The organism is Dactylosporangium sp. CS-047395, from assembly GCF_050942185.1.
Taxonomy (GTDB): Bacteria; Actinomycetota; Actinomycetes; order Mycobacteriales; family Micromonosporaceae; genus Dactylosporangium.
Genome location: NZ_CP192015.1, coordinates 135079 through 149409, shown reverse-complemented (window position 1 = coordinate 149409; position 14331 = coordinate 135079). Strand labels below are relative to the sequence as shown.

15 protein-coding genes are annotated in these 14331 nt (G+C 69.8%); 5 read left to right on the top strand and 10 right to left on the bottom strand.

Annotated elements, in window-relative coordinates; translation table 11 throughout:
• Positions 1-43: 43 nt before the first annotated feature.
• The 10 genes from ACQP00_RS00710 to ACQP00_RS00665 form a co-directional block, all read right to left on the bottom strand.
• Positions 44-928, bottom strand: coding sequence for a helix-turn-helix domain-containing protein (locus tag ACQP00_RS00710; protein WP_433212806.1), 885 nt, complete (start codon positions 926-928; stop codon positions 44-46).
• Positions 929-1062: 134 nt separating this feature from the next.
• Positions 1063-1476: a DUF6232 family protein gene (locus tag ACQP00_RS00705; RefSeq protein WP_433212803.1), complete on the bottom strand. Its 414-nt coding sequence runs from the start codon at positions 1474-1476 to the stop codon at positions 1063-1065.
• 299 nt (positions 1477-1775) lie between these two features.
• The gene (locus tag ACQP00_RS00700; RefSeq protein WP_433212800.1) at positions 1776-2534 is read right to left on the bottom strand and encodes an oxygenase MpaB family protein; all 759 of its coding nucleotides are present in this window, start codon (positions 2532-2534) and stop codon (positions 1776-1778) included.
• Between the two features lie 15 nt (positions 2535-2549).
• Complete coding sequence (locus ACQP00_RS00695; RefSeq protein ID WP_433212798.1) at positions 2550-3146, bottom strand: hypothetical protein; 597 nt, start codon at positions 3144-3146, stop codon at positions 2550-2552.
• 103 nt (positions 3147-3249) lie between these two features.
• Complete coding sequence (locus ACQP00_RS00690; RefSeq protein WP_433212795.1) at positions 3250-4467, bottom strand: ABC transporter permease; 1218 nt, start codon at positions 4465-4467, stop codon at positions 3250-3252.
• The gene (locus ACQP00_RS00685) at positions 4464-5168 is read right to left on the bottom strand and encodes an ABC transporter ATP-binding protein (RefSeq protein WP_433212792.1); all 705 of its coding nucleotides are present in this window, start codon (positions 5166-5168) and stop codon (positions 4464-4466) included. Before ACQP00_RS00685 ends, ACQP00_RS00690 begins: the two co-directional genes overlap by 4 nt.
• Before the next feature lies 1 nt (position 5169).
• Complete coding sequence (locus ACQP00_RS00680; protein WP_433212789.1) at positions 5170-6399, bottom strand: efflux RND transporter periplasmic adaptor subunit; 1230 nt, start codon at positions 6397-6399, stop codon at positions 5170-5172.
• Positions 6400-6435: 36 nt separating this feature from the next.
• Positions 6436-7983, bottom strand: coding sequence for a sensor histidine kinase (locus ACQP00_RS00675; RefSeq protein ID WP_433212786.1), 1548 nt, complete (start codon positions 7981-7983; stop codon positions 6436-6438).
• Positions 7980-8711, bottom strand: coding sequence for a response regulator transcription factor (locus ACQP00_RS00670; RefSeq protein WP_433212784.1), 732 nt, complete (start codon positions 8709-8711; stop codon positions 7980-7982). The genes ACQP00_RS00675 and ACQP00_RS00670 overlap by 4 nt, the downstream gene beginning before the upstream one ends.
• Positions 8712-8722: 11 nt before the next feature.
• Positions 8723-9829 carry an efflux RND transporter periplasmic adaptor subunit gene (locus ACQP00_RS00665; RefSeq protein WP_433212781.1) on the bottom strand — a complete coding sequence of 369 codons (1107 nt, stop codon included), beginning with the start codon at positions 9827-9829 and terminating at the stop codon, positions 8723-8725.
• A gap of 135 nt (positions 9830-9964) precedes the next feature.
• On the opposite strand from ACQP00_RS00665, the gene ACQP00_RS00660 reads away from it, so the two are divergent.
• From ACQP00_RS00660 to ACQP00_RS00640, 5 genes are all read left to right on the top strand, one after another.
• The gene (locus ACQP00_RS00660; RefSeq protein WP_433212778.1) at positions 9965-10546 is read left to right on the top strand and encodes a hypothetical protein; all 582 of its coding nucleotides are present in this window, start codon (positions 9965-9967) and stop codon (positions 10544-10546) included.
• Between the two features lie 242 nt (positions 10547-10788).
• Positions 10789-11298: a hypothetical protein gene (locus tag ACQP00_RS00655; protein ID WP_433212775.1), complete on the top strand. Its 510-nt coding sequence runs from the start codon at positions 10789-10791 to the stop codon at positions 11296-11298.
• Positions 11299-11698: 400 nt separating this feature from the next.
• Positions 11699-12316: a response regulator transcription factor gene (locus tag ACQP00_RS00650; protein ID WP_433223598.1), complete on the top strand. Its 618-nt coding sequence runs from the start codon at positions 11699-11701 to the stop codon at positions 12314-12316.
• Entirely contained in the window at positions 12309-13670 is a 1362-nt protein-coding gene (locus ACQP00_RS00645; RefSeq protein WP_433212772.1) for a sensor histidine kinase, read from the top strand. Before ACQP00_RS00650 ends, ACQP00_RS00645 begins: the two co-directional genes overlap by 8 nt.
• 9 nt (positions 13671-13679) lie before the next feature.
• On the top strand, positions 13680-14309 hold the full coding sequence (locus ACQP00_RS00640) for a hypothetical protein (protein ID WP_433212769.1): 630 nt from the start codon (positions 13680-13682) through the stop codon (positions 14307-14309).
• Positions 14310-14331: the final 22 nt, after the last annotated feature.

The window sequence follows — 14331 nt, the reverse complement described above, 5'->3', positions numbered from 1 at the left end:
CTCTTTCCTTCACGTGTCCGTTGAGGTATGCAGCCCGAGAGGGTCACCCGCGCCTACTCAGCAGGGCTCTGAAGTGGGCATATTGCGCTTCCACCACATCCATCGTCGCTGCGGGGGACAAACAAAGCTCCCACATCTGCTCGAACCGCAGCCGATACTTCCCGACTTCCACCGTGTCATGCACGATCTCGTCGGTGATGCTGAACTCCCGGTAAAGTGCAGCATCCTCTTCATCACCGAACGAGTAGATGCTGAAGGCTCCCAGCAGAAGGAACCTCGCCTGCTCCTTCGGCAGCAGCCGGACGATGACCTCCGGCCGTTGCCGGATCAGCGTAAGGAGCACCTCGAACTGGCGCACGGCGACGGACGGGTCACTGAACGACCGCTCCAGCAAGAACTCGTCGAGAATCACCAGGTAGCGCGGTGGTTCCTCGCGCCCCCATACCCCTTCCTTGCGCCGCATCCGGATTTCCAGCTTGGTCCTACGCACCTCGGCCGAAGCGTGCTCAACCACAGTGAAAATCGCATCGGCGTACTTCTCGTCCTGCAGAAGGCCCGGGAAGACCGCGAACTGAAAAACGCGGATCTCGCTCGCCGTCAACTCGTACTGGACGACCTTGCTGAGTGCAGGGGTCAGATAGTCGCGATACGGCGCCCGATCCCACCAGCCTCGCTTTCGTGCCAATCGCGCGTCGTTGGTCATCCGATCGACCTGGTCCGCGTCGGTCACCTCAAGGAGGCGAAGCAGCGCGGCAAGGTCAGTCACCGAGATTGTCACGTCGCCACTCTCGATGCGCTGGACCTTCGACAACGACCAGTGAAGGGCGTCGCCCACGTCCCCCTGGGTCAAACCCGCGACTTCCCGAGCCTTGCGTAGCGCAAGCCGGAGGCGCCGTCGCGCGCCTGCCGGCGAGTCATCCGCTGCCATGGCGACGCAAAACCTCCGTGAGAGCGCCGTTCCGCAATCAGCTACACCGCAGATTGCGGTACCGCCGAGCCTCCCAGGAGCGCCGCAACATCACAAGGACGTTGTGGCGCGGCGCGCCGTCGACTCTGCGGCCGTCAGGCCTGATTCCACTCGATCGCACGGACCAGGGCGCGGCGCACCTGGCCGAATCTGAGCCGGTCTCTCGTCGCGAAGAGGAGAATCGGCTGGCCAGAGTGTCGAACCATGGCCCAGAGCTCGTATTTGCGGTTGCCCTTGCGGATCAAGCCGCGCACTTCCGCCGCGCAGACTCCCCCGGCGATCAATGAGCAGATCAGCCATTCAGGGTGACTCAAGTTGCTGCCGGCGAACGCCGCAGTTGCGGCCAAGGCGACTGAGCCCGAGCAGGCTGACATCGTGAGCCGGTTGCGGTCCGGTGTCGAGACCCAGATCGGCTCCAGGTCCGAGACGGCATACTCGCACGGCTCAGCACCGATGACCTTGAACGTCGCGTGGGTGATGCGGACGTCCTGTCCGCCGTAGAACAGCATCGCGTACCCCTCCTGGCGAGCCATTGCCTCGAGAAGGGCGGCGGAGCACCATTGATGCCATGAACTGGTCCTCCCTCCTCGCAGCGGGATGACCGAAGGCAGCGCTCGGTGACCGCCGGGCGCTGCTCCGTTTGGCGGCACCTGCGTGCCGCTACGCAAAGTATCGAGGAAGCAACTCCGAGATCGCCATACTTCATTCTGCGGTGCGGCACTTTATTTCGGCGTACGGAAGCGCGCAAAACGGGCATCACTGTAGGTCAGACGGGTCAAAAGCGGCCAAAACCGTACATGAATAAGTGCTATATAGCAGATTGCGGTTCCGCACTTCGCAATTTCATTCGCCGCGTACGTGGGGTCGTAGGAGTAGTACGGGGTGGCAGCCAGCCAACCACTTGCCGCCTGACCTGCAATACAGCCGCCACCAGGGCTCGCGACAGCCACGCCGGAGCCGGCAACCCGACCGCCTCGCGGACCGAGGGCATCAGCAGGGTGGCGATCACCGGGCTGACTATGGCCCGCGACCACCGAGGTACCCGGTCGCGGGCCATGGTCAGCGTGCGTTCGCTGCACAACCGCCCCGCCTCGGAAAAGGCGAACTTCGACTCGTGCGCGGCCAGATAGGCGAATGGGTCTGCCGGAAAGTCGCGTACGCCCATGCGGCGGCCCAGCTCCGCGTAAAAGGTGAACAGGGCGGTGTGCTCGTCCGCGGTCAATGCGCGGTGGCCGAAGCGATCCAGCCAGCGGATCAACGTCACCGGCAGGGCGACCAGCGCGAAGCGGTTGTGCTCAGCCGTGACCGGGGTCCCGCGGTGGCTCCGGTTCACGAAGCGCAAAATCTCCCGCCCCCGCGGGGAGTCGAGCCCGTGCTCCACCAGGTCGCCGAAGGTCAAAGACGTGATCTCGGACCGTGTGAACAGGCTCGACGTCGAGCCCACGACCGTGGCGGTCGAGGGCCAGGCGTACAAGTGCCAGATCATGAGCCGCCCCGCCATGCGGACGTCCCAGGGGAAGTCGTAGAACATGAGCCGGCGAACGGTTTCGGCGTAGGTGGGCCTCACGCTGCCCGAGGGTACTTACTTGGTCTTCGTGATCGAGGTTGCTGTCACGGAGCCGTCAGCGGACTGGCCCTGGACCGTGACCGTCGAGCCCGCCGCCAGGTCCTTCAGGGCGCCCGGGGTGGAGACCGTGGTCTTGTCGCTGGTCTTCACGATCACGGTCTGGCCGTCGGCGGTCTCCACGTACACCGTGGTGCCGTCCACCAGCTTCACCGTACCCGTGACGCCACCTCGGGAGGTCGTGCCGGTGCCGGCATTCCCCTGGCCGCCGAAGTTGCCACCGCGGCCCGCAAAGGCGCTGGCCAGGGCGGCCGGATTAGCCCCACCAGCGGGGCCTGAAGCGGCGGGCGCGGTGCCGTAGCTCTTCTGCACCTGGGCGCCACCCACGAAGCCGACCACCAGCAAAGCCACACCGGCCAGCGCATACGTGGCCCGGTTGGCCAAGCGGCGCGGCGCAGCCTTGGCGATGCGCTCGTTCAAGTCGTCGTCCAACGGCGGCTCCGCCAACAGATCGGGCTCATCCTCGACCAGCGGAAGAACCTCAGTGTCGTCAGCGGAAGGGCGGTCGTACGGCGAAGCATCCGGACGGCGAAACGGCGAAGCGGCGTGACTCACGAATAACTCCTAATCAGGAAGAGCCGTGCGGATGGGACCAGGTTGCGATGCCCGCGGGGGGTTTGGCACCGCAACCGGGACCGACCCGCGCGGGAAAGCGGACCTACTCGTACCGAAGTGCCTCAATGGGCCGCAGACCGGCCGCCCGCGAGGCCGGGTAACTGCCGAAGAACAGGCCGATCGCCACCGAGAAGCCCAGGGCGAGCGCGACCGAGCTGGGCACGATGACCGGCTTGATGCTCACGATGGTGAACTGGCTGCCGATCACCGCGGCGGCCACGCCGAGCAGGCCGCCGATGAGCGACAGCACCGTCGCCTCGACCAGGAACTGCGTGAGGATGGTGCGCTTGGGTGCGCCCAGCGCCTTGCGGATGCCGATTTCGCGGGTCCGCTCGGTGACCGTCACCATCATGATGTTGGTGATGCCGATGCCGCCGACGAGCAGGCTGATGCCGGCCACCGCGCCGAGGAGCAGGGTGAAGGTCTCGGCCGTGTTGGCCCGGGTCTCCAGCAGCTGCGATTGGTTCAGGATTCGGTACGCCGAAGTCGACGACGTCCCGCCCACGTTCAGCTTCTCGTTGAGGATCGCGGTGATCTCGGACTGCGCGTCGCTCACCGCGTCCGGCGAGGTCGCCTGCACGAGGAGTTGGTTGAGCGAGCCGTACCCGGTCAGCGACTCCTGCACCGCGCTCACCGGCGCCATGGCCACGTCGTTCGGGTCGTTGAAGCCGCTGCCGCCCTTCGCCGCGAGCACCCCGATGACCGTGAAGAGCTTGCCGGACACGGTGATCTGCTTGGAGAGCGGGTCGACGGTGCCGAAGAGCTCCTCGGCGACGGTCGAGCCGAGCACGACCACCTTGCGCGAGTCCTTGACGTCGTCGTCGGTGAAGAGGGCGCCCTTGGCGAGCTTGAAGTTCGACGCGGCCACGTAGCCGGGATACGTACCCACGAACTGCGTGATGGTGTGGTCCGTGCCCTCGTAGGTCGCCGCCTGCGAGCCGCTCACCACCGGCGAGACGCTCTTGACGTGCGGGGCGTCGTCCTTGTTCTCCAGGGCCGGTACGAGATCCATGTTCAGCGCGGTGTTCTGGGTCGAGGCCGCCCCGCGCGCGCCGCCGCCGGCCCCGGCCGTCACGGTGAGCGTGTTGGTGCCCAGCGACTCGATCTGGTTCTGCACCGCCTGCGCCGAGCCGTTGCCGACCGCCACGAGCAGGATGACCGCCGCGACGCCGATCAGGATGCCCAGCACGGTGAGGCTGGAGCGCAGCTTGTTGGCGGTGATCGCGCGCAGCGCGAAGCGGATGGTCTCGAAGATGTTCACTTCTGCCGCACATCCTGGACGATGCGTCCGTCGACCAGCCGGATCAGCCGCTTGGCGTGCTCGGCGACGTCCGGCTCGTGAGTGATCAGCACGATGGTGCGGCCCGACCGGTTGAGCCGGTCGAAGACGCCGAGCACGTCGTTGGTGGACTGGGTGTCGAGGTTGCCCGTCGGCTCGTCGGCGAGCACCAGGGCCGGCGCCGTGACCAGGGCCCGGGCCACCGCGACGCGCTGCTGCTGGCCGCCGGAGAGCTGGTTGGGCTCGTGGTCCTCGCGATCGGCCAGGCCGACCATGGCCAGGGCGGCGCGGGCGCGGCGGCGGCGCTCGGCCGACTTGACCCCGGCGTACGCGAGCGGCAGCTCCACGTTGGCCAGCGCCGTCGTCCGGGCGATCAGGTTGAACGACTGGAACACGAAGCCGATCCGCCGATTGCGCACCAGGGCGAGCTGGCGGTCGTTGAGCCGGCTGACGTCGACCCCGTCGAGCAGGTACTGCCCCGTCGTCGGAATGTCGAGACAGCCCAGGATGTTCATGAGCGTCGACTTGCCGGACCCCGACGAGCCCATGATCGCGATGTAGTCGCCGCGCTCGACGGTCAGCGACACGCCCCGCAGCGCGTGCACCTCGGTCTCGCCCTGCCCGTAGATCTTCTTGACGTCCTGGATGTCGAGGACGGGTTTGGTGGCGACAGTGAGCGTCACGTCAGTTCCCCCCACGCTGGAACCCACCGCCACCGCCACCGCCACCGCCGAAGTTCCCACCGCCGCCGCCCGTGAAGCCGCCCGGGAACTGCTGCTGATTGTTGGTTCCGGTGGTCGAGTTGGACGTCGTCGTGGTGACCACGACCTGCTCGCCGGCCTGCAGGCCGGACTTGACCTCGACGAAGCCGCCGCCGGTGATGCCCACCTCGACCTGGCGCTCCTCGGTCGCGCCATTCACCGAGACCTGCACCGTGCGCTGGCCGCCGGCCGTGCGCAGGGCCGTGCTCGGGATGCGCAGCGCGTTCTGGGCCTCGGCGATCGTGACCACCGCGGTCGTGCTCTGCCCCAGCCGGACCCCCTCGGGCAGCGAGTCGAGCGAGATCGCGACCGCGTAGGAGTTCACGTTGTTGGTGGTCGTGGCGGTCGGCGAGATGGTCGCGACCTTGCCCGTGGCCCGCGTGCCGGACAGCGCGCTCCAGGTGATGTTGGCGGTCTGACCGGCCTTGAGCTTGGTCGCGTCGGCCTCGGCGAAGCTGGCGTTCACCTGCAGCTTCGAAAGATCCGCCAGTTGTACGAAGCCGCTGGACGAAGACGCTGACGAGGTGGTGCCAGTGCCAGTGCCACCGCCGCCGCTATTGGAGGAGGAGGAAGAAGAAGAAGAAGAAGACCCCACCGCGCCACTGACCGCGGTGACCGTCCCGGCGATCGGGGCGGTGAGCACCGTCCCGTTGACCGTGGCTTGCGCCGACGTCACGTTGGCCTGCGCGGTCGCCACCTGCGCCTCGGCCGACGCGATGGTGGCGTCGTCCGCGTCGTTGTTCTCGTCACGGGTCAGCGCCGCCTTGGCCGCGGTCAGGTTCGCCTTCGCGGTGTCCAGCGAGGCCTGGGCCGCGGTCGGGTCGACCTTGGCCAGCGTCTGGCCCTTGGTGACCACGTCGCCGACCTTCACGTCGACCTCGGTGACCGTGCCCGAGGTGGTGAAGTTGGCGTTCGCGGTGGCGGCACTGGCCACCGAGCCGGTCGCGGAGACCGTCTGGGAGACCGTGCCCTGGGTGACCGCCACGAGCCGGGTCCGTGTGGTGCTCTGCCCCGTGTCGGCGCTCGCGGCCGGGCCGCTGACGATCTGGTACGCCCAGAACGCCCCGCCCACCGCGGCGAGCACGAGCACGGAGTTCACGAGGGTCACGGAGTTGAGCCGTGGCTTGCCCAAGGAAGGCAGCGACAAACGCATGAGGGGAATCGTGGTTGCAATCGCTCGGAGCAAACCTCAGCGAACCTCGGAGTTACCTCGGAATCCAGTTGCAGGCATTTCCGATGATTCGTCCAAGTCGATGTCGGCGAAATCGTCGGGAAGATCGAGAGCCGGCAGCAGGACCCGGAACGTCGCACCCTGACCCGGCGCGGTCCACAGCTCCACACGGCCCCCGTGCGCCTGCACGATCGAGGCGACGATCGACAGGCCGAGCCCGGCGCCGCCGGTCCGGCGGGAGCGGGAACCCTCGGCGCGGTACAACCGCTCGAACACGCGGGCCGCGTCCTCCGGCTTCATCCCCGGGCCCGTGTCGCTGACTTCGATGCAGCCCAGCGCCGTCCCCTCGGGCAGCGCGGCGCCGACCGTGGCGATCGGCAGCATCTTCGGCGGCTCGGCCCGCCCGACCCGGACCACGATACGGGTGTCCTCGGTCGTGTGCTGCAGCGCGTTGCTGACCAGGTTGGCGATCACCTGCCGCAGCCGGGCCTCGTCGCCCTCCACCGTGATCGGCTCGAACGTGGCCGAGCGCTCGTCCAGCGCGGCGAGCTGCACGAACCGGGTCGGCACCCGCACGTGCGCGTCGCGGACCGTGTCGGCGGCGACGGCGAGCAGGTCGACCGGGTGCTGCTGCAGCGGGCGCTCCTCGTCGAGGCGGGCCAGCGTGAGCAGGTCGTTGACCAGCAGGCGCATCCGGCCGACCTCGAGCTCGATGCACTCCATCGCCTCGTCGAGGGCCGGGCCGGGCGGGGCGCCGCCGCGACGGTACAGCTCGGCGAAGCCCTGCACGCTGGTCAGCGGCGTGCGCAGCTCGTGCGCGGCGTCGGCCAGGAACTGCCGCAGCCGCCGCTCGGAGGCCGCACTCTCGTCGACCGCGCCCTCGATCCGGGTCATCATCGTGTTGAGCGCGATGCCCAGCCGGCCCGACTCGGTGTGCGGGTCGGCGTCGTCGATGCGCCGCGACAGGTTGCCGCCGGCGATGTCGGCCGCCGCCTCCTCCATGCGCGTCAGCGGGGCCAGGCCGACCCGCACCAGGGCCGCCGTCGCCACGCCGGTCAGCACGAGCAGAAAAAGACTGACTCCCGAGGTGTACTGCACCATCTGATCGCGCGTAGCCGCCACATCGTGCAGCGAGATCGCGAACGCCCCGTAGCCCGTCGCGCTGTTCCACATCGGGAAGACGCGGACCCGCCACTGCGCATCGGGCCCGTCCACGGTGAACGGCTGCCCGTCCGCGGCCCGCGCCAGGATGTCGCCGAAGAGCTTGGGGTCGACGAGCGGCGCCTCGCTGGTGGTCTCGGGCTTGCCGGTCGCGTCGAAACGGTAGATCTGGAAGTCCGGGCCGGGCGAGAACTGGCCCTCGGGGCGCTTGCTCGGCGTCGTAGAGCTCGGCACACGCCCCCGCGGTGGCTGCATGAGCTGCTGGTCGACGCGCTCCATGAGGTACCAGTTGAGGAACAGCACCCCGATCACGTTCGCGGTGATCAGGGCGACCGCGGCGATGGACACGACCGAGACGACGATCCGGGTCCGGACCGTCCAGTGCCGCCACGGCCGCAGGTTCACGCCTCGGTTCTCGGCAGTCTCAGCGCGTACCCGACGCCGCGCACGGTGTGGATCAGCGGCGGATCCCACTTGTCGATCTTGCGGCGCAGGTAGTAGACGTAGCTCTCCACGATGCGTCCGTCGCCGCCGAAGTCGTAGTTCCAGACGCGGTCCAGGATCTGCGCCTTGGACACCACGCGACCCGCGTTCGTCAACAAGTACCGGAGAAGATTGAACTCGGTCGGGGACAGGTCGACGCGGTTGCCGCCCCGGCGCACCTCGTGGGCGTCCTCGTCCATCTCCAGGTCGGCGTAGCGCAGGACGCCGCCGTCGACGAGCTGCTGCTGCTCGCCCAGGCTGCGGCGCAGGATCGCGCGGATCCGCAGCACGACCTCCTCGAGGCTGAACGGCTTGGCCACGTAGTCGTCGGCCCCGACGGTCAGCCCGGAGATGCGGTCCTCGACCGAGTCGCGCGCGGTCAGGAACAGCACCGGGACCGGCCGGCCGCTGGTGCGCAGCCGCTGGGCGACCTCGAAGCCGTCCAGGTCCGGCATCATGACGTCGAGGACGACCAGATCCGGCGCGTACTCCGCGGCGGTGGCCAGGGCCTCGTTGCCGCCGGAGGCCACGCGCACCTCGAACCCGGTCAGTCGCAAGGTGGCCGACAGCAGGGCGCGGATGCTCGCCTCGTCGTCGACCACGAGGACCTTGGGCTGGCGTTCGGTCGCCTGCACGGCGCTGATCGGCATCGGCTCCATCGTCACTGACCCGCCGTCAGGATCTCGTCGCCTTGGGCAAGTCCGCTCTTGATCTCGGTGTTGACGTCGCCGCGCAGCCCCGTCTCGACGGCCCGCCGCTCGTCCTTGCCGTTGACGCGGACGGTGACGAACCCGTCGTGCACGGCGGTCGAGGGAACGGACAGGACGTCGTCCACGGACGCGGTGACTACAGCGACAGTAGCGCTCTGCCCGTACAGCAGGGTGTCGGGCACCTTGTCGAAGGAGATCAGGGCGGCGTACCGCACCAGGCGGTTCGACACCGTGCCGGCCGGGTCGATCTGCAGCACCTTGCCGGGGAACTTCTCGGCGGCGTTGTCCGGCAGCGTGATGGTCGCGGTCTGCCCGACCTTGAGCGCGGCCACCTCGGCCTCGGTGAACTGGGCCTTGACGACGGCGTCGCCGGTGCCGGCGAGCGTGATGACGTTCGAGCCGGACTGGCTGCCGACCGAGCCGCTGACGGCGAGGATCTTGCCGCCGACTGGAGCGGTGATCACCGTGCCGGCCAGCTTGGTCTGGGCCTGTGTGAGGCTGAGCTTGGCGTTGTTGAGCCGCTGCTGGGCGCTCATCAGGTTGTCGCTGGTCTGCTGCACCTGGTTGGCGCGGGTCTGCGCGGCGTTTTGATTGGTATTTTGCGCATTTTGTCCAGTTTGTCCGCCTGCTCTAGCTGAGCTCGACGGGATAGCTGCAGCGGTCGTGGGGTTGGACGTCGGCAAGGCCAGCGCCGTGTCGTGCGCGGTCTCGGCCTTGTCCAGCGAGTCCTGGGCGTTGGAGACGCTCTCGGAGGCCTGGTCGACCGCGTCCTGGGCCGACGACGGGTCGATCTTCGCCAGGACCGCACCCTCGGCCACCGTGTCGCCGGCCTTGACGTTGAGCTCGGTGAGCGTGCCGCTGGTGGTGAAGCCGAGGCTGCGGGTGGCCTGGGCCTGCACCGTGCCCGCCGCGGACACCGTGCTGCTTACCGCCCCGCGGGCCACCTTCGCGGTGCTGACCTGCACCGGAGCCTTCTCGTCGTGACCCGTGAGCACGACGGTCGTCACGGCCGCGGCCGCGAGCACGGCGACCCCTCCGGCCAGCCACCAGACCTTCATGGGAACGTAGTTCAGCCGGTTCTCCTCCCGGACAGCTCGGGCCGACCTCAAAGTTGGCTGGGAGAGCCGCTATGAGGGAACTTTGAGGTTCGGTCGACTTCGTACCGAGCTTGGGCACGTTCCATCACACGGGTGATGAACAAGCGGATCGGCGGCGCCGCTCTGGCGCTCGCCGCGGTGGCGTTCTTCGCCGCCGCCTGCGGCTCCTCCGACGACACGGCACCGGCCGCCGCGGGCGCGTCGGGGGGCACGGACTACCAGACGTGCCTGCGCAACAACGGCGTCGACCTCCCGCAGTTCAACGCGTCCAACCGGCCGACCGCGCGCCCGTCGGGGATGCCGACCGCGCGCCCGTCCGGCCAGGTCCGCCCCTCCGGCGAGCCGCGCCCGTCCGGCAGCGGCGGCTTCCGCAACGGCGGCGGCGGTGGCTTCTTCGGCGGCACCGCGGCCCCGAACGGCGTGGACCAGCAGACGTGGGAGAAGGCCCAGAAGGCGTGCGAGTCGCTGCGCCCGACCGCCTTCCCCAGCGGCGGCAACTTCGGCAACCGCGGCGGCGGCAACGGTGGCAACGGACGGGACGCGGCGTACCGCAACTGCCTGTCCGAGCACAACGTGACCGTCACCGGCCCGGTCGACCAGCTCGACACCTCGGACCCGAAGGTCGCGGCGGCCGTGCAGGCCTGCGCGCCGCTCAAGCCGGCCCCGGCCGCGTCCTGACCACCCGCTCGGCCGGTCGCCGGACCCGGCGATGTTCGCGTCGCCGGGTCACTGCGCCCGGCTTCCGGCCGAGCGGGTTCAACGGGCTCTGTTCAAGGGTGCGTCGGCGTCGCACCCGCTGTGCGCCGATCTCGCGGCCACAAACGGCTGTTCCGGACATCGTGGGAGTGTCCGGACGCCGTGGCCGCGAGATCGGCGCTCATTTCGCGTGTCGGTGCCGATGGCTGGTCGTTGCGCCAGGTATGGAAGCGCTGGACACCTTCTCTCGGACGTTCCTCCCGGCCACCGCGCTGGCCAAGCTGCCGGCCGGCACCGTCGCGCGCCACGTCCAGGTGCTGCGCCACTGCGCCGGGGACCGTGACGCGGTCGCCGTGATCGCGCGCTGCACCACCGCCCGCGGCCGCCGCAACGTGCTGATGCTGACCCGCAACCGCCTCGTGGTGACGAGCGAGTCCGCGGTACTGCGCCGCGTCTCCCTCCACCTCAACGCCGACCTCCACCAGCTGGCCGACGTCGCCTGGACCCCGGAGCCCGCCCGCACCGGCATCCAGCTCGGCGTGACGGCCATCGACGGGGTACGCGAGAACTTCTGGATCCGCCTCGGCTCGAAGGCCGAGATGTGGCGCCTGGACGAGGCTCTGAAGCAGGCGTTCCGCACGCCGCTGGGCGTCATCGAGCCCGCCCGCGCCGCGACCGCCAAGGCCCCGGCGACCGCGACGGCCAAGCCGCGCGCCGAACTCCGCCTCGCCTGATCCACCCGCCGTAGGGCCCTCGGCGGCCGAGAATCACCGCAAAACCGCACTGTCGCCCGGCAGGGTATAAGTCCGATAAGTCGCGGCGCGCCAGCGCCCGACTTATCGTTCGACGCACCTCAATGCGAGGACAGACGCACCTCGATGCGATGACGGACGCACCTCGATGCGAGGACGGACGCACCTCGATGCGAGGACAGCGGATCGGCCCGACTCAAAGCGGGCGCTGGCTGCCGCGATGAGTGGGCCGATCGCCCTGACTCATAGCCGATATGGGCCGTTCCCAAACATCTCTCGAACAGTGCGGGAGCGCCCGAACCGGCAGAATGGTGCGGTGGATCAGGGCAAGGGCCTCGTGGTCGTGGTCGAGGACGAGAAGCCGATCGCCGACCTGTTGCGGATGTACCTCGCCCGCGAGGGGTTCGGGGTGCACGTCGAGCACGACGGGCCCGGTGGGCTCGCGGCCGCGCGGAAACTTCGGCCGGTGGCCTGTGTGCTCGACATCGCGCTGCCCGGCATGGACGGCACCGAGATCTGCCGGCGGCTGCGGGAGGCCGGGGACTGGACCCCGGTGCTGTTCCTGACCGCGCGCGACGACGAGGTCGATCGCATCCTCGGGCTGGAGCTCGGCGGGGACGACTACATCACCAAGCCGTTCAGCCCGCGGGAACTGGTCTCGCGCGTGAAGGCCGTGCTGCGCCGCACGCAGGGGCCGCCGGACGTCGAGCAGGTGCGCACCGTCGGGCCGATCAGCATCGACCCGGCGCGCCGGGAGTGCCGCGTCGACGGCGCCCCGGTGACCCTCACGTCCACCGAGTTCTCCCTGCTGGCGCACCTCATGGGGCGGCCGGGACGGGTGTTCACGCGCGAGGAGCTGCTGGGGTCGGTCTGGGGGTACGCCGCGCACAGCGGCACCCGCACCGTCGACGTCCACGTCGCCCAGGTCCGCGGCAAGCTCGGCGAGGCGGCCTCCGTGATCCGGACCGTCCGCGGCGTCGGGTACACCGCCGATGCTTAAGAGCCTCGCCGCCCGCACCGCGCTCGTCACCTGTGTCGTGGCGGTGATGTCGGTGCTCGTCACCGCGGCCGTCGGCATCCCGCTGACCGCCACCCAGGCCAACAAGGCGGCCCGGGAGCGGCTGGCGGACGACACCAAACTCACCGCCGAGCTGATGCGGCCGCGGTTCACCAACACCCCGCGCAACCCCGCCGACGAGGCGAATGTCGCCAAGCGCCTGGCGGATCAGGGCATCGAGGTGTACCTCATCCGCGCCGGAAAACCCGACCGCGAGGGCCTGCCCCCCGGCGTGGTCAAGCTGATCGCGTCCGGCCAGAACGTCGACGTGCGGCGGGCGATGGTCGGCGGGCGGATCCGGCTCGTGGCCGGGCGGGCCATCGGCAAGGACGGCAACGGGGTCGTGCTGGCCGAGCAGCCGCCGGGCGGGGCGCTGGCGCGCTTCGCCGGGCAGCTGTGGATCGCGCTGCTGGCCGGGCTCGCGGCCGGGCTGGTCGCCGGGCCGCTGCTGGCGCGGCGCATCTCGCGGCCGATCCGCACCGTGGCGGCGGCGGCGAAGCGGTTGAGTGCCGGGGACCGTTCGGTGCGGATCGCGCCCGACGGGCCGGCCGAGGTCGCCGAGCTCGCGCACGCGGTGAACGGGCTCACCGCCGCGCTGGCCACCAGCGAGGGGCGGGAGCGGGAGTTCCTGCTGTCCGTCTCGCACGAGCTGCGCACGCCGCTGACGACGATCCGCGGGTACGCCGAGGCGCTGGCCGACGGGGTGGTCGGCGAGGAGGGCGCCCAGCGGGCCGGGCAGACCGTGCTCGACGAGGCCGAGCGGCTCGACCGGCTGATCGCCGACCTGCTCGTGCTGGCCCGGCTGGAGGCGGCCGACCTGCCGATCGAGGTGGTCGACGTGGACCTCACGCAGCTGCTGGCCACCACCGCCGAGGCGTGGGGCGGGCGGGTCGCCGCGGCCGGGCTGGTCCTGCGCACCGAGCTGCCGCCCTTCGCGGTGCCGGTGCGCACCGACCCCGGGCGGATCCGGCAGATCCTGGACGGGCTGCTGGAGAACGCTCTTCGGGTAGTACCGGAGCAGGCTCCTCTGGTTTTGGCTTTGCACCCCGCAGCGTCGGCCGCCCGGATCGAGGTGCGGGACGGCGGCCCCGGCTTCACGGACGAGGACCTCGCGGTGGCGTTCGAGCGGGGCGCCCTGTCGCGGCGGTATCAGGGCGTGCGAAAGGTCGGCAGCGGGCTCGGGCTGGCCCTGGCGGCCAAGCTCTCGCACCGGCTCGGTGCGCACATCGACGCCGGACACGCGCCCGAGGGCGGCGCGAAATTCACGGTCACCTTCCCGTTGCGGTCCGTGTCATGATGGCGGTCTATGCACACCTGGTGGGTGGTCCTCGGGCTCAGCGGCGCCGGCGCGTCGCTCGGCATCCTGCTGGTCCAGGTGCTCTTCTGGCAGCGGCTGCGGCGGGTCGGCACCGATCCGGTCGGGATCTTCACGCAGGGCGTCGCGCTGCGCTGGGTCGGGGTGCCGCTCGCGGTGCTGCACATGGTGCTGTTCCTGCTGCTGACCCGGCTGGACCAGCCCGGCTGGTGGCTCGGCGGCGTGGTCACCGTCCTGTCGGTGCCGGTGCGCCGGCTGCTCAACCTGCGGGCCATCACGGTGATCGTGCGCGGGGTCGGCTACGAACACGGTCCGGTCGTCGACCGTGACGGCGCCGACGTCGCCCGGCAGCGCTACCGGCAGCTCGTGCTCAGCTGGTACCGCCACGAGTACACCGGCCACCGCGTCGGCGACGTGATCGCCATCAAGATCCTGGGGCTGCTCGTCCACCTGCTGTTCTGGCCCATCGCGGCGCTGGGGGCGCAGGCCTCGCACGTGCTCATGTGCCAGGACCCGGCCGACGCCCTCGGCCACTCGACGGACGGCCACGAGCGCCCCGGCGACGGGTTCCGCACGCTCGGCACCCCATATGTCAGGTTTGCGGCGCGGGATCCGAGGTAGCCAACCCTCTCGGCCAGACTCC